We start from the raw sequence: 16,988 nt of genomic DNA, 5'->3' as shown, positions 1-16,988 counted from the left end.
TATGGATATTTTAGGATTAAAAAGGGAATATTTAAAATCATTTGATACTTTTTCTGATGCTTATATTGAGAGAGAATTGAATTTAGTTCCACTCTTAAACTTTAGTGTTCCTAAAGAGATGGGAAAATACTTTAAGGAGGAATATTATATTCAAGTTGAGGGTGAAGGAGAGTATATTCTTAAAGAAAAGAAAAAATCAGGAGATAGATACGATATTATATGTAAGCCTAATTTGGACGATCTACAAAAGGATTATTATCCTAATTATACTTATACTACAGCAACTCTTAAAGCTATCTTATCACCATTATTAAATCCTTTAGGTTGGGAAATTAAATGTGATGATTCTAGAAAAGAAACACTTACAGGCAAAAATAAAACGTTGCTTGAGATAATTCAGCATGGAATGGAGTTGTTTCAATATGAATATGTATGGGACATTTTAAACAAAAAGATTATTGCAGCTCCAAAAATAGGAGAAGACAAAGGCTCATATTTACATCAAGAACTAAATTTACGAGAAATGAATGTAACTACGCATAGTTACGACTATGTAACAAGATTAATAGTTAAAGGTAAAGATGATTTAGGGATTGAATCAATTAATAATGGTATACCTTATTTGGAGCCTACTGTTAAATATACAAATAAAATTATTTATGGTACATGGCAAGATCAAAGGTATACCGTTGTAAAAAACTTAAAAGAAGCTGGACAAAAAATAATAGATAGTTTAGGAGCTATTTATAAATCATATGAAGTCGATATTATTGATTTAGCTAAATTAAGTAATAAATACAAATATTTAGATTATCAAATAGGAGATACATTAACTCTTGTAGATAAAGAAAACGAGACATTTTCAAAAGAAAGAATAATGTCAATAAAAGAATATTTAAGAGAGAAAATAAAAAATTCTGTTATATTATCTAATGCTCCATTAAGTATAAATCAAATTAGAGAAATACAAGAATCTAACTTAGAAAATGAAATAAAGGTAACTAGACAATACATTACTGTATTACAAGGGGAGATAAAATCTAAAGTTTCTGAAGAAACTTATAAGGAGCTACAAGATAGAGTATCAAGTGCAGAAGAAAAAATAACACCCGAAGCAATTACTGAAACTGTATCAAAATCTGTGGAAAGTAAATTATCATCTCCTGAAATAATTGATAAATTCAAAGGTGACAAGGGAGATCCTGGCAAGGATGGTGAACCTGGAAAAGATGGTGAAAATGCAACAATTTATTCTGAAGAACCTCCAAGTGATACAAGTAAATTATGGCATGATGCTAAAGAAAATAGAGTAAAGTATTTCAATCATGATGTTAACGACTGGGTTAATTTAGATTCTGAAGTAGCAGAGAATTTAGAAAATATCAAAGTGGATATTACAGCTCAAATTGAAAATAAAGGTACTGAAATTTTACAGACAGTTTCAGAAAGTTTTTATGATACATCAAAAGTTGATGAACTTATACAACAACAAGAAACTAAATTACTACAAGAAAGTGATAGTTTTAGCGTTGCAATTGAAGCTCTACAACAAGTAGTAGATGAGAATAAAAATCTAACTGATGATGAATTAACGTTTATAAAAACCTATTTCGAGTTTAATAGAGATGGCTTAATTATAGGGAAAAACACAAGTAATTTAAAAGTAGAAATAACAAATGAAAAAATGACATTTTTAGATGATGGACAAGAAGTAGCCTATTTATCTAATAACAAGCTATATGTATATGATGCACACATTATCAACAGTTTAAGGCTAGGTAATTTTGAATTTGTACCTAGAGAATCTGGCAATTTATCATTCAGGAAAGTGAGGAATTAATGGCAACAGTTAACGGACTACACGGAACAAACAATAAATACAATACAGTGCTAACTGTGAATCAAGGGAAACAGAATATATTAGCAAATTCAACTACTGTTAGTTACAGTCTAGTTACTAATTTCTCTGGGGGAAGTGGTGCTTATGCTAATCAAGATTCAAGTGGTGCAAATTTTTCAGTAATTATAAATGGAAAGGTTGTAAGTTCAGGAAAGAAAGCATATAACTTTAACTCATCAAGAACAAAAACATGGGCTAGCGGCTCTTTAACTATCCCTCATAATGCAGATGGTAAAAAGACTTTATCATTTTCATTTAGTTTTACAGGTAACAACGGTTACTTAGGAAATGCAAACGGAAGCTCATCAATGACTTTAACGGCAATACCTAGAGCGACGCCATTTACATTAAGCACTTCAAATTTAATAATGAATAATGAGATGACAGTAAATCTTAATCCAGCTACAAGTTCATTTTCTCACGTTATTTACTTGAAATATGGTAGTAAAGGTTATACATCTGTAGCTAATTTATCTAGTGGGGTAAAAACGGCTAAATTCACTCCTACAACCGATGTATGGGCAATTGCTAATACTAATAGTGTATCAGGGGTTGCAACAGTAATGGTAAGAACTATGAACGGTTCTAATATTATTGGGGAAAAATCTAAAACTTTTACATTAACTATACCATCAAACATAGTTCCAACTGTAAATCATTCAGTAACATTAGTTAATGGATTAAATGGTCAATATATAAAAGGTTTTTCAAGTGCAAAAATCGTAAATACAGCTTCGGGAATCTTAGGATCTAGTTTTAGAAGTTTCAGTACTAAAATTACACAAGGAAATACATTATTACAATCAAGTAATCAGCAGATATTTACATCAAATATATTTAATGATGCTGGAGATGTAACTATAAATACTGAAGCTACAGACTCTAGAGGAAGAAAAGCACAAATTAAAACTACTGTAAATGTTAAAGACTATAACTATCCTAAACTATCAAATATCAAAGTATACCGTTCAAATGCATCTGGATTAGTACAAGATGATGGTGCGTATGCAACCATAGAAGCTGATGTTAGTATCTACAATATTTCCAGAAATGTTGGTAGTTTGAAAATTAGAAGTAGAACAAAAACTTTAGATAATTCTAGCTATTTTTCAGATGTTAAGACTATAAGTAATTTGACTGGCACTTCAACACAAAAATTAACTGTACCAGCGAGTACTGAAGAAGAATACGAATTTGAATTATTTGTAAAAGATTCTCTAAGTGATTCTACTTATTACAATTCCATTTCTACAGCTAATGTAACAGTTGACTTTTATAAAACTGGAAATGGGATAGCAATAGGTAAAGTGGCAAGTAAGGATTATTTGATAGATATTGATAGAAATTGGTCTGTATTAGGGAGTTCACCATATGAATTATATACAGAAAATCTCAATGATGTTTTAGATATGGGATTTTATATCCAAACTCAAACATCAAGGGCTGATACTAATTTGAATTATCCAATTAATTCTGCAGGATTCTTAGAGGTAATCTCGAAATATGGTACTACTTATGCTTATATTATTCAAAGATATACGCAGTATCAAAGTAAATCTGTATGGATAAGAAGTAAGTATATGAATTCGTGGAGTGAATGGGCTTTAGTTTCAGGAACGATAGATATAACAGATACAATTATTTCTAACAACTATCAAAACGTTACGGTTGTACATGCATATCAAACACCTGAGTATATCGCTATGGAACTTAAATGGGATGCAAAAACAACAGGTTGGGTTGATATATGTCAAGTATCTATTCCACCAATTATGGGTGTAGTAGTAGATATAAGACAAGGTGGCTATGTGGATATGACTACTAAGGTTATCACAGGAAGATTATTTGAAAACGGAAAACTGCAGATATGGAATCAAGCAGCACATGCAAATACAATTAATATATCAGTTATTTATCCATATCTAACAAAATATCAATTTTAGGAGGTAAAGATGGAAGTAATAGAATCTAGAATAAAAGAATTGAATGATAGAATAAAACAATTAAAAGAGGAAGAAGTTACGCATAAACAAAATCTTGAGAAATTAAAAACCCAGCAATATTTAGAGGATATGAAATTAATCCCTATAGCTCAAGAAATAGATGAAATACTTGGAGAATTGAAAGAGTTAAATATTACAAAGTCAACATTTGAGAGATTAAATAAGTAAAAGGAATAAAGCCTATGGAAAGTAAAATTTATGATGATGTAAAAGAAAATACAGCTCGTATTTCCAATCTAGAGAAACAATTTGTAGATCATGACGCAAACATCAAACTAATGCAAAAAGACTATGAGTATATGAAAAAGTCTTTAGATAATATTGAGCATCAAACTTTATCTAATTTTAATGTAATCAATATGAAATTAGATGATATATTCAAACAAAAATCTGCAGAAACTAAAAAACAAGTTGAAGATATGAAAGAATTAAAATCTTATGTAATAAAAACTACATTAGGTTTAGTTGTAGGAGCAATTTTATTATATTTGTTCCCATTTTTAAAATAAAAAGGTCTGTAATTAAGTAATTGCAATAGCTACGTTCTATAATCGATTTTAAGCGATTTTTAAGAGTGTAGCTATATGATTGTATAGCTTATACAGTGAATTAGGAGGAAAAATGAAGAAAATTGTTTTAGATATTTCAAGTTGGCAAAAACCATCTCAAATTGATTATGATAGAATATCAAAAGAGATTGATGGTGTAATACTAAGAGCAGGTTACACAGGATATGGAACAGGGCAATCATTAAATAAGGATACAGCATTTGAAAAACATTACTCTGAATTTGTAAAAAGAGGTGTATCAATAGGTGCTTATTGGTATTCATGTGCTAATTCAACTGGAGAAGGTCAAAAAGAAGCGGAATATTTTTATAACATAATAAAAGATAAAAGATTAGCTTTGCCAGTGTATTGGGATACAGAAGACCAATACCATCAAGCAAAAGTAACAAAAACGCAGCTTGCAAAAGTAGGAATTGAGTTCTTAGATTATTTAGAGAAAAAAGGATACTATGTTGGTATTTATGCTAGCACTTCGTGGCTTAATTCTAAGTTAGACATGAATATGCTTAAAATATATGATGTTTGGGTTGCTCATTACAACGCAAATAAACCAACATATAATGGAGTGTATGGTATGTGGCAATATACTGCAGATGGAAAACTAAACGGATACAGTGGGAAATTAGACCTTAATTACATGTATAGAGATTATCCAAATCTTATAAAAAATGCTGGATTAAATGGTTACACTAAAGTAGAGAAAGCAGATGTTAAATCCGCAAGTGACTATAACGGATTCAGAAAGAAAAACGGAAACACATATTATTATAGACAATCCGGCACTCAAGCATTTGAGTGGCAAAAGATTAAAGGAAATTGGTATTATTTTAGAAAAAACACCGGAACGATGGTAACAGGATTCCAGTGGATCAATAACAGGTGGAGATATTTTGACGGCGAAGGTCGTTATATAGGTGATGCAAAAATTGAGAAGAAATCTACAGCAATGCCTTTTAATTAAAAAAAATTACGCTCTAACTTTTTAAAATAGGCTATTTTTTAAAATAGAATCATAAATCCAGGAGGGAAAATGGAAAAATTATCAGATAAACTAGCTAGATTAATAGATGTTAAAAGTATTATAACAATAATGTTAACAGTAACTTTCATTATTTTATCAGTTAACGAAAAAATGACTCAAGAATTTTTAACAATTTACACAGTTATTATTTCATTTTATTTTGGCACACAATATCAAAAAAATTATAAAGAACAAGAATAAAATAATTAGGAGCTGTTGAAAAAAAATACAACAGCTCCTATAAAAATAAGATTTATAGCATATACAAAATAATAAATAAATTTGTGTTAATATATAATTAATAACATTATAAAAACCGTGACGATTCCGTGACGTTATTTTTTAAAATTTTAGAAAATTTTTATAAATGATAATATTAATAATTGTGTAAATTAAGCATTTAGTATAGGTTCTTAAATTAATTACAAACTAAAAAATTATTACCAATATGATAGTAAAAATTATTTTAATTAAAATTAAATATATTTAATTTTAAAAATTTGAAAAAAGTTTATTTTCTATTTTTATATGATATAATATTATTATCAGTCGATGTGACTGAGTGATAAAACGCTAGGAGGAATATATGAAAATTAATCCAATAGGTGAAAGAGTACTATTAAAAAGTGTAAAAGCGGAAAGTAAAACTTTATCAGGTATTATTATCCCTGAGACAAATCAAGAAAAACCAGTATTTGCTGAAGTTGTTGCATTCTCAAAAGAAGTAGAAAATAAAGAGTTATTTGAGATTGGTGATAAAGTTTTATATACAAAATATAAAGGTACAACAATAAATGATGGCGATGAAGAATACATCGTAATTAATTTAGAAGATATTTTGGCGATAGTTGAAGAATAGATTAAGGAGTAAAATTATGGCGAAAGAAATAAAATATGGTGCTGATTCTAGAAAAGCATTAGAAATTGGTATTAATAAACTTGCGGACGCTGTAAAAGTTACAGTTGGACCAAAGGGTAGAAATGTAGTTATAGATAAAGGTTTTGGGGTTCCATTAATTACAAATGATGGTGTTACGATAGCAAAAGAGATTGAATTAAAAGATAAATTTGAAAATATGGGTGCCCAATTATTAAAAGAAGTTTCTATAAAGACAAATGATATAGCTGGTGATGGTACAACTACAGCTACAATTTTGGCTCAAGCAATAGTTTCAGAAGGATTGAAAAACATTGCAGCAGGGGCAAATCCAATAATTGTACAAAAAGGTATAAAAAATGCAGTTAAATTAGTTGTAGATAAGATTAAATCATATTCAATCATAATTGATTCAAGTGAATCAATTGCTCAAGTTGGAGCGATTTCATCAGCGGATGCAGAAATTGGTAAATTAATTGCTGATGCAATGGATAAAATCGGTAAAGATGGTGTGATTAGCATTGAAGAATCAAAAACAATGGATACCCAATTGCAAATAGTTGAAGGTATGCAATTTGATAAAGGATTTTTATCCCCATATATGGCTTCAAATACAGAAAAGAAAATTGCTGAATTAGAAAATCCATATATTTTAGTTACTGATAAGAAGATTACAAATATGCAAGAAATACTTCCGATATTAGAACAAATAGTAGAATCTTCAAAACCATTATTAATAATTGCTGAAGATATTGAAAGCGATGCATTAACTCCTTTAATTATCAATAAAATAAGAGGAACATTTAATGTAGTTGCTGTAAAAGCTCCAAGCTTTGGTGAAAATAGAACAAAAATTCTTGAAGATATTGCAATTTTAACAGGTACAAAAGTATTTAAAGAAGAATTAAAAGACGATTTAAAAACAGTTCAGTTGGAAGATTTAGGTAAATCTAGAAAAGTAGTTGTTGATAAAGACAATACAACTATTGTAGATGGTTTAGGTGCAAAAGAAGAACTAAAAGCAAGAATTGATTCCATTAAAAATGATATTGAAGAATCTGATTCTGAATTTGATATTGAAAGATATAAAGAAAGACTAGCTAAATTAGCTGGTGGTGTTGCTATTATCCAAGTTGGTGCGGTAACTGAAGTGGAAATGCAAGAGAAAAAATTGCGAATAGAAGATGCGCTTGCAGCAACTAGAGCTGCTGTTGAAGAAGGTATCGTACCAGGGGGTGGTACAGTACTAATTGATTCAATAAAGGCATTGGATGAATATATTGAATCTTCAATTGGAGATGAAAAGACAGGTGCTATGATTGTTGCTAAATCACTTGAAGCTCCAGCAAGACAAATTGCAGAAAATGCAGGTCTAGAAGGTGCTGTTATCGTAAATTCTGTAAAATCTAAAGAAGATGGTATAGGATATGATGTATTAAGTGATGAATTTGTTGATATGATTAAAAGTGGTATTGTAGATCCTACAAAAGTTACGAGATCTGCATTAGAAAATGCAGCTTCTATAGCTTCAATGATATTAACAACAGAAACATCTATTATTGATTCACCTGAAGATGTTGAAACTCCAAATATGATGAATCCAGGAATGGGTGGATTAGGATTCTAATAAAAAATATAAAACTGGGATTGTTGCAGAGTAATTGTGACAATCTCTTTTTTTATTTGTTGCACTTAGATTGTAAATTCAAGTTTTAAAAGATTTTAATGTTTTTAAGATATTTTAACATTTCGTAATAATATGGTAAGCATTCTAACTCGCTAAATTTACACGTTTCACATTTTTATTTGAGGTAAATATTACATTTATGTTATAATTTACCTAAGAATAAAAAGGGAGGGGCAGTTGTGAAATTACTATTAGCTAACTCTAGTCAAGAATTTATTGATAATTTTAAGTATAGTTTTAAGTCTGAAGAGTATGAAATTAGCTATGCTAAAAATATAAAAGAGACTATAGAGAACTTAAAAAATAATCAATATGATTTAGTAATTATAGATATGATTTATAAAGATGGCACAGGCCTAGATTTAAAACGTAAAATGAATGAATTGGGTAATATTCCTACAATAGTTGTATCAAAAAGTAATGAGCCTAATGATATAGTATTAGCTTTAGAATATGGTTGTGACGACTATATTGTTGATCCATTTTATTTACTTGAGTTAAAGGCTAGGATAAGATCTGTTCTTAGAAGAACTAAAATTAAAGCTGAAGAAAAAGTAAAGATTATTAAAGAAGATGTGAGTTCATTAGTTAAAGGTAAATTTGAGTTTAATATCCTTGGAAGGAAAGTAAAAGTTGAGGATACAGAGCTTGATTTGACCGGTAAAGAATTTGATTTGCTTTTTATTTTAGTTTCAAATAAACAAAAAATATTTTCTAGAAAAGATTTGGCGAATGAATTATGGCAAGGTATAGAAGAGTCAAACATTCGAACTGTAGATGTGCATATTAGAAGACTTAGAGAAAAACTTGAACCAACTAATACTGATAAATACATTCAGACTAGATGGGGAGAAGGATATTTTTATAACGACGAAATTGGTGAAGTAAGGGGAAAAGATGAGTAATACAATGAGATGGGATTTAGAATCAATTTTTAGTAATATTGATGAAGCCCAAAAAGAAAAAACAGAAATAGAAGAATTGCTTAATGAACTAAAAGAATTAAAGGAAGATAAAGAAAACAATCTTGTACAAATTCTATTAAAATATAGAGATATCAGTAGAAAGGCGGAAAAATTAGGTGCATATTCTCATATGAAAAAAGATGAGGATTCAAATGTAACCAAATATCAAAAATTAGACAGTGAAGTGATGAATCTTTACACAGATATTAATTCAGAATTTGCGTTTCTAACTCCATTGATTTTATCTTTAAGTGATGAAAAAATTGAGGAATTAAAATCAAATGAAGAATTGAAAGATTTCGATATATATTTAGATAGAATTTTAAGATACAAAGATCATACACTTTCAGATAAGGAAGAATTTATCATTAGTTCATTGAGTTCAACAACAAGAACTGCTTCAAATATTTATTATTACTTAACAAATACAGATATCAAATTCCCATATTTAGATAAACATGAAACAGAAATAACAAATGTTAATTTTACAAAATTACAAACTAATGAAAATAGAGAATTAAGAAAAGATGTATTTGACGCATTTTACAATAAATACAATGAATTAGGTAATACTATTGCACAATCATATTATTCACATATTGATGGGTTATCTAAGGTAGCAAAATTAAGAGGATACAATTCAATTAGAGAAATGTATCTGTACCGAGATGATGTAAGTACTGATGTTTATGATGCTTTAATTGATTCAGTTCATCAAAACTTAAAACATATTCATAAATACTATGAAATTAAAAAGAGAGCGTTAAAACTTGATGAACAACATATGTATGACGTATATATGCCAATTACAAGTAATTTTGATAAAACATATACTTTTGAAGAAGCTAAAGAATTAGTTATTGAATCTGTTAAACCTCTAGGTGAGGAATATGTTGAAAACTATAAAAAAGCTTTTGAAGAAAGATGGATTGATGTAGAACCAAGAGAAGGTAAAAGAGGTGGGGCATATTCATCAGGATCATACGATACAAAACCATTCATACTGTTAAACTTTGATGGTACATTAAACAATGTATTTACCTTAGCACATGAAATGGGACATTCACTTCATAGTTTCTATGACAGATCTTCAAATGAATACATGCATTCAGGATATACAATCTTCGTTGCAGAAGTTGCATCCACATTTAATGAAGCGCTATTGCTAAAATTACTTATGGATAGAGCAGAATCAGAAGAAGAATTAATGTATCTAACTGATTTTTACATCAACAACTACAAATCCACAGTATTTAGACAAACGATGTTTGCAGAATTTGAAAGAACAGTTCACGAATTAATTGAAAGTGGACAAGTTTTAACTAAGGAAGATTTCTCTAAAATTTATTATGAATTAAATGAAAAATATTTTGGAGATGCAATGGTTTCAGATAAAGAAATTGCTTATGAATGGATGAGAATACCTCATTTCTATACAAATTTCTACGTATACAAATATGCTACAGGTTTTTCTGCATCTTCAATACTTGCGAAACGTGTATTAGAAGGCAAAGAGGGAGCTGTTGAAAATTATATTAAATTCTTAAAAGATGGTGACAAACACTTCCCAATTGAACAATTAAAAATTGCTGGTGTTGATATGTCTAAACCAGAAACAGTTAATGAATCATTAAGTATTTTTGCTGAATTAGTAGAAAAACTAGACAAAATGGTAAAATAGCCATGTGAATGGAGATGTAATTGGAAAAAGTAATTTACAGATCTAAGTTTACTTTCGATATTTTTAACATAATTTTATATGCCGATAACAATAATTTATTAGCAATAAAATTAAATGAAGATAGTCCGTTAAATTTTAATGGAACAATTATAGATGAGAAAAATTCCCTTATAGAAATGGCAGAAACTGAACTTTTAGAATATTTCAATGGTAAGAGAAAAACATTCGATATACCAATAAAGAATATGAGTAAAGGTTTTGAAAAGAAAGTTTATGATGAATTAGTGACTGTGGATTATGGCGAAGTTATCACATATAAAGAACTTGGAGAAAAAGTAGGCGTTGAAAATTCAGCACGAGCTGTAGGAAATGCAATGGCTAAAAATATTTTTCCAATTATTATCCCATGCCATAGAGTTGTAAGAACGGATGGAAACATTGGAAATTATACCGGTGGTACAGAATTAAAGATAAGACTGTTAGAACTTGAGAAAAAATACAGAGATTAAGAGATGATATGGACAATCAATTAAAAGTTACATTGTTGTGTACAAGTGATATTCACGGATATTATATGCCTTGGGACTATTCAAAAGATGAATATTCTAAAATAGGAGGATTAACCAGAATATCTACTATTGTAAAAAAAATCAGAGAAGAAAATCCATATACTATTTTGATTGATAATGGAGATTTAATTCAAGGAAATAGTGCTGAAAGTTTCTTAAAACGAGACAAATTTCCGGGGATTGAAGCCATCAACGCTATGGGCTATGAAATCTACAATATGGGAAACCATGAATTTAACTTTGGTATGCCTCAATTAATTAACATTGTAGGTCAATTTCAAGGAATCCCAATGATGGGAAATCTTTATAGAAAAAAGAACACTATGCGTTTTATGAATGGAATTTATTATAAAAACATTCAAAATATAAGAATCGGTTTTATTGCTCTAAATACGCCACTTGTACGTAAGTTTGAAGCGAAAAGAGGAAACCTCAAACATTTTGATGTAATTGATGCAGATTTTGAACTATCTCGATTATTGGAAGAAGTCGAAGATTGTGATGCTTTAATTGGTCTGTTTCATATGGGTGATATAAATGAAAATTCAATAGAAAATACCGGTGTTGATGATCTTTTAAGAAATGTAAAAAACACTGAAAACATAAATGCGGTTTTTGGTGGCCATATGCATCAGGTAAAAGAAGGTAAAATAAACAATACTATTTTTCTAGAGCCGGGATATCATGGAGAAGCAATAAGTAGAGTTGATTTATTTTTTGATAAAACAAAATCAAACAAATTAATTGACATCAAGCATTCACTAATAAAAGTTGATGAAAATATAGAATCAGATAAAGAACTTGAAAATATATTAAAACCATATCATGAAGAATTGCGTTCCTATGTAAATGAACATATTGGATACTCCGATACCAATTTAGTCTACCCAGACACAATAAAAGGAATACCAGAAGTTAGGATTAGACAAACACCTATCGCAGATTTCTTTTTAGATGTCATGCTCGATGCAAGTGGAGCGGATGTCGCAGCCGTCCACTTTGACAATCCGTATCCCATTCTTACTAAAGGAGAAATAAAAAGGAAACACATAAACAATTCCTATAGCTATTCTGGTGGAGAAGTTTCGGTCTATGAAATTACAGGACAAAATCTGCGAGACTATATGGAATGGTCTGTTTCTGTCTACAATACATTTAGAGAAGGAGATATAAACATTTCTTTTGAACCAACGAGAAATGAATACAAATATTCAACTTTAGATATATTTGGAAGCATCAAATATGAGGTAGACATCACAAATCAATTCGGTAATAGAATAGAAAATTTAAGATATGAAGATGACACAAATATTTTGCCAGATGACAAAATAAAACTTGCCATCAACAAATACAGAATGGACTTACTCATTTCAGATCAAGGTCCATTAAAAGGACAACCTTTAGAGCCACTTTGGTCCTCAATCACAGCACTAGGTCAAAATGGCACAATAAGGAAATTTGCAGAAAGCTATATTGCAAAACAAACGGATCAAACATACAAATATCACTTTATCAATAGGTGGCATATAAACATCGATAATTCACACGAAACACTAAGACAAAAAGCAATTAAGCTAATAAATGAAGGTGACTTACTTTTATACAAAAATGCCGATGGTGAAATTGACATTACTAGATCGCTTAACCTATTTAACAAACTTGAAGAATACCAAATTGAAAAACTATCAGAGAAATATCAATTTGATAGAAATGAAACTCTGGGGGAAATTTTAGAAAATATGTATAAGAAATGATAAAAAAACGAGTTATAAATTTTAAATTCACTCGGGTGAGCATTTTGGAAGGATTGGTCGGGACGAATTTTCTGGACAACACATTTTGAAGATATTAACAGAATATGTTGAATATGAGTGGAGTGAGACAACACAACTCAACATTAATGTAAGAAGTGTGTTGAAATTTTCTTACAAATGACAACATACTTTCTTCGAAATGGCTAAATGTGTTGACTCCCATTACCTCAAGACAACATAGATTTAGAAGAATAGTAGAATGTGTTGTTTTGCTTGCGATTTATACATAAAATCCCATTTATTGGAATCTATGTATAAAATAAAGTACAGCCTTATACATAAAATCTATTTACTAAAATTTATGTATAAAATTTTTCAGTATTTTATACATACTTCCTACAAATAAGCAAAGATGTGTATAATTAGACCTTATAATACTATACACATAAAAGATAAAAGATCCATTTGTGTATAAATTTTTCAAAATTGTTATACATAGAAATTAAAATAGGAAATTTATGTATAAATTATTTTTGTGCTTATACATAAAATCAATAAACCAGTGAAATGTGGATAAAATATTTAACCATAAAAGAGAGTTGTTGCAAATGACTAACTTCATTTTGTAACAGCTCTCTTTTATATGTAAAATACTAAATCCTAGATTTACTTAAATTTGTTCCATAAAGAATTGATTAATCAATACCTCTACTAATATTTTATCTAATTTTTTCCAATAACTTCTATCCCAAACAATTTCGAATAGAATTTGTTGTTCGATACGTGGCATTGCTTTTTGAAATAAAAAAAGCTACTACATAATTTTACCAGAATAAAGTGTGTACCCACACAATATTGAATAGATTTGTTGTGAGTAATTGCAACATCGTGCGAATATGAGAAAAGAAATTACAAGAGTAAATTAGAAAAGCGAGGATGTCCGAAGTTCGCGAAGCGAACAAGTTCCGCAGCTTTTCGTTAATTTACCGAAGTAATTTCTTTTCGAATGCACGCAGTTGCAATACGCAACAACAAATCTAACCTAACGCCACATCCAACACCATCATTATACAAAATCCAACTAAAAATGCCATTGTGGCTATATCTGTGTATTCAGACTTTTGTGATTCTGGTACTAATTCTTCAATAACGACAAATAACATTGCACCTGCAGCAAAGGACAACCCATATGGTAATATTTCTGTGACAGCTGTAACTGCTGCTGCACCTAGTACTGCACCGACTGGTTCTACTAGTGCAGACATTTGTCCCATATTAAACGCATATTTTTTTGAACGTCCTTGAGCTCTAATCGGAAGAGAAAGTGCTGAACCTTCAGGGATGTTTTGTATCCCTATACCAATTGTTAGAGCGATTGCTGCAGCGATTGAAGCTCCAGATACTTGTAATCCGGCAGCAGCAAAGGCAACACCTAATGCCATTCCCTCTGGTATGTTATGTAATGTAACTGCTAAGAAAAGCATTGTGGATCTTCCTAAAGTAGATTTTTTGATATCTGTATCGCCATGATCGCCTGATAGATGAATGTGAGGTATAACTATATCTAAGAATCTTAGAAATATTCCTCCACCTAAGAATCCAATTGTTACAGGTAACCAAGTTGGTAAGGAAGAATGTCCTTTTTCAGCAAACTCTAGCGCTGGAGCTAAAAGTGACCAAAAAGAAGCGGCGGTCATTATGCCAGCTGCTGCACCTTGCATTATCGCAAGGAATTTATTATTAACTTCTTTAATAAAAAATACTACCGCAGAACCAACAAGCGTACATAGCCAAGTGAAAATCCCAGCTAAAAGTGCTTGTAAAATAGGCGATAGTGATAAAAACCATTCCATTATTTCTCCTTATAAAATCCCTATAAATTCAATATATCCTATAAGAGAAAAATTTGCAAAATATATTGATATAGTAAAAATATAAATTTAAATTTTACCAATATTACTAAATGGTATATAATTAATATTAAATAAGAAAAGGAGATAATTATGAAATTTAGAGAATTAGAATACACAAGACCTGATTTTGACTCATTACTAAATGAATTAAATGAAAAATTAGATTTAATTGAAAATGCAAAAACTAGTGATGAGTATCTTAAACTATTACACGAAGTTGATACAATGACAGAAGATTTTTCTGAAGCTGCAAATATTGCATATATTAGAAATACAATTGATACAAGAGATGAGTTCTACGAAAAAGAAGTAGAAGTATTTGACGAAATTTTTCCAAAGTTTTCTCAATTTTCCAATAAATTGCAAAATATTAGATTAAAATCACCATTTAGAAAAGATTTTGAAGAAAAATATGGAAAAAACATTACAAAAACTGATGAATTACAAAAAGATATTTTTAATCCTTCAATAATGGAAGATAGAATTAAAGAATCAAAACTTGCGAATGAATACCAAAAATTAATGGGTACAGCAGAAATCGAATTTTATGGTAAAAAATTAAATCTTTCTCAATTAACACCATATAAACAATCAAAAGATAGAGCAGTGAGAAAAGCTGCTGCTAAAGCTTCATCTGCATGGTTTAATGAAAGAAAAGATCAATTTGATAGAATATATGATGAATTAGTTAAAGTAAGACATCAAATTGCGAAAAAATTAGGATTTGATTCATATTTAGATGTAGCATATAGAAGCTTTGGTCGTACAGACTGGGGAAGAGAAGATGCTAAAAACTATAGAGAACAAATTGTAAAATATATCGTTCCTTTAGCGAATAAGCTATATGAAGAACAAAAAGAAAGAATAGGAGTAGAAGATTTTCTATACTATGATATTCCATTAAAATTCCTATCTGGTAATCCTACACCAAAGGGCACAGAAGAAGAATTAGTGGATTATGCTAAGAAAATGTACAAAGAACTTTCTCCAGAAACTGAAGAATTCTTTAATGCCATGATTGAACATGAAATGATGCATTTAACTTCACAAGATGGCAAAGCGCCTGGTGGTTATATGACTCAACTAGATAAGACAAAATTACCATTCATCTTTGCAAACTTTAATGGTACAGCGCATGATGTTGATGTTTTAACTCATGAAGCGGGACATGCATTCCAAGGATACTTAACAAGAGATGTTTATCCAAGTGATGTTAGAGGTGCATGCATGGAAATTATGGAAACACATTCTATGAGTATGGAATATTTCACACATCCATGGATGGAAGGTTTCTTTAAGGAAGACACAGAAAAGTATTACTATAATCATGTAGTATCTTCATTAGAATTCTTGCCTTATGGAGCTTCAATTGATGAATATCAAGAATGGGTTTACGATAATCCTGAAGCAACCCCAGAGGAAAGAAATAATAAATTTAGAGAAATAGAAAAGAAATATTCTCCACATATTGATTATGCTGATGATGAATACATGGATTCAGGTAGAAGATGGCAAGTTCAAATGCACGTATATTCTTCACCATTCTACTATTTAGATTATACAATTGCACAAATGAACGCATTCCAATTCTTTGTATTGGATATGGAAAATCATGAAGATGCATGGAACAAATACCTTGAATTATGTAAACTTGGTGGAAAATTAGGTACTAAAGAAATCATTAGTAAAGTTGGATTAAAAAATCCATTTGAAAAAGAAACATTTAAATATGTAGTACCAAGATTAGAAGAATATTTAGAATCTTTAGATCATGATAAGATAAAATAATTTATAGATAGACACTGTTGAACAGCTCAATAGTGTCTTTTTTTATTTGTTATTAGAGTAGGAATGGGAACTGAAAAGTATTAGGAAATTTACGAGTATAATGTGGATTTTCCTAATTGTCCTCGTATTAATTTCAGAATAGAAACGATGATAATTTATTTTTTTACGATTATCCTCGTCTATTTAGCCAGTTTTTACGATGATAATTTACTTTTTTGCGATTATCCTCGTCTATTTAGTCAGTTTTGTACGATGATAATT

At 29.6% G+C, this 16,988-nt stretch carries 14 protein-coding genes; 13 read left to right on the top strand and 1 reads right to left on the bottom strand.

Annotated elements, in window-relative coordinates; all coding sequences use genetic code 11:
• Position 1 precedes the first annotated feature (1 nt).
• From HMPREF9709_RS06010 to HMPREF9709_RS05955, 12 genes are all read left to right on the top strand, one after another.
• Positions 2-1,840, top strand: coding sequence for a phage tail spike protein (locus HMPREF9709_RS06010; RefSeq protein WP_005398697.1), 1,839 nt, complete (start codon positions 2-4; stop codon positions 1,838-1,840).
• A complete protein-coding gene (locus tag HMPREF9709_RS06005; protein WP_005398696.1) occupies positions 1,840-3,843 on the top strand; it encodes a DUF859 family phage minor structural protein in 2,004 nt (667 codons plus the stop codon). The genes HMPREF9709_RS06010 and HMPREF9709_RS06005 overlap by 1 nt, the downstream gene beginning before the upstream one ends.
• A gap of 9 nt (positions 3,844-3,852) precedes the next feature.
• Positions 3,853-4,071 (top strand): hypothetical protein, encoded by a 219-nt coding sequence (locus HMPREF9709_RS06000; RefSeq protein ID WP_005398695.1) that lies wholly within the window; start codon positions 3,853-3,855, stop codon positions 4,069-4,071.
• 14 nt (positions 4,072-4,085) lie between these two features.
• Positions 4,086-4,412, top strand: a complete 327-nt coding sequence (locus HMPREF9709_RS05995) for a hypothetical protein (RefSeq protein ID WP_005398694.1) — start codon at positions 4,086-4,088, stop codon at positions 4,410-4,412.
• Positions 4,413-4,524: 112 nt separating this feature from the next.
• Positions 4,525-5,433: a GH25 family lysozyme gene (locus tag HMPREF9709_RS05990; RefSeq protein ID WP_005398693.1), complete on the top strand. Its 909-nt coding sequence runs from the start codon at positions 4,525-4,527 to the stop codon at positions 5,431-5,433.
• Positions 5,434-5,502: 69 nt separating this feature from the next.
• Positions 5,503-5,694, top strand: a complete 192-nt coding sequence (locus tag HMPREF9709_RS05985) for a hypothetical protein (protein ID WP_005398692.1) — start codon at positions 5,503-5,505, stop codon at positions 5,692-5,694.
• Between the two features lie 385 nt (positions 5,695-6,079).
• Complete coding sequence (locus HMPREF9709_RS05980; protein WP_005398691.1) at positions 6,080-6,352, top strand: co-chaperone GroES; 273 nt, start codon at positions 6,080-6,082, stop codon at positions 6,350-6,352.
• Between the two features lie 16 nt (positions 6,353-6,368).
• Positions 6,369-7,997, top strand: a complete 1,629-nt coding sequence (gene groL / locus HMPREF9709_RS05975) for a chaperonin GroEL (RefSeq protein ID WP_005398690.1) — start codon at positions 6,369-6,371, stop codon at positions 7,995-7,997.
• Positions 7,998-8,236: 239 nt separating this feature from the next.
• Entirely contained in the window at positions 8,237-8,962 is a 726-nt protein-coding gene (locus HMPREF9709_RS05970; protein ID WP_005398689.1) for a response regulator transcription factor, read from the top strand.
• Positions 8,955-10,703: an oligoendopeptidase F gene (pepF, locus tag HMPREF9709_RS05965; RefSeq protein ID WP_005398688.1), complete on the top strand. Its 1,749-nt coding sequence runs from the start codon at positions 8,955-8,957 to the stop codon at positions 10,701-10,703. The genes HMPREF9709_RS05970 and pepF overlap by 8 nt, the downstream gene beginning before the upstream one ends.
• A gap of 20 nt (positions 10,704-10,723) precedes the next feature.
• Entirely contained in the window at positions 10,724-11,212 is a 489-nt protein-coding gene (locus HMPREF9709_RS05960) for a methylated-DNA--[protein]-cysteine S-methyltransferase (RefSeq protein ID WP_005398687.1), read from the top strand.
• 8 nt (positions 11,213-11,220) lie between these two features.
• Positions 11,221-13,026 carry a bifunctional metallophosphatase/5'-nucleotidase gene (locus HMPREF9709_RS05955; RefSeq protein ID WP_005398686.1) on the top strand — a complete coding sequence of 602 codons (1,806 nt, stop codon included), beginning with the start codon at positions 11,221-11,223 and terminating at the stop codon, positions 13,024-13,026.
• A gap of 1,037 nt (positions 13,027-14,063) precedes the next feature.
• Here the strand turns inward: HMPREF9709_RS05955 and HMPREF9709_RS05950 are convergent.
• Positions 14,064-14,879, bottom strand: coding sequence for a ZIP family metal transporter (locus tag HMPREF9709_RS05950; protein WP_005398685.1), 816 nt, complete (start codon positions 14,877-14,879; stop codon positions 14,064-14,066).
• A 150-nt stretch (positions 14,880-15,029) separates the two neighbouring features.
• Here HMPREF9709_RS05950 and HMPREF9709_RS05945 point away from each other — a divergent pair, with 150 nt between their 5' ends.
• On the top strand, positions 15,030-16,727 hold the full coding sequence (locus HMPREF9709_RS05945) for a M3 family oligoendopeptidase (RefSeq protein ID WP_005398684.1): 1,698 nt from the start codon (positions 15,030-15,032) through the stop codon (positions 16,725-16,727).
• Positions 16,728-16,988: the final 261 nt, after the last annotated feature.

The sequence above is a fragment of the Helcococcus kunzii ATCC 51366 genome, from assembly GCF_000245755.1.
GTDB lineage: Bacteria > Bacillota > Clostridia > Tissierellales > Peptoniphilaceae > Helcococcus > Helcococcus kunzii.
This window is presented reverse-complemented; position numbering and strand designations above follow the sequence as displayed.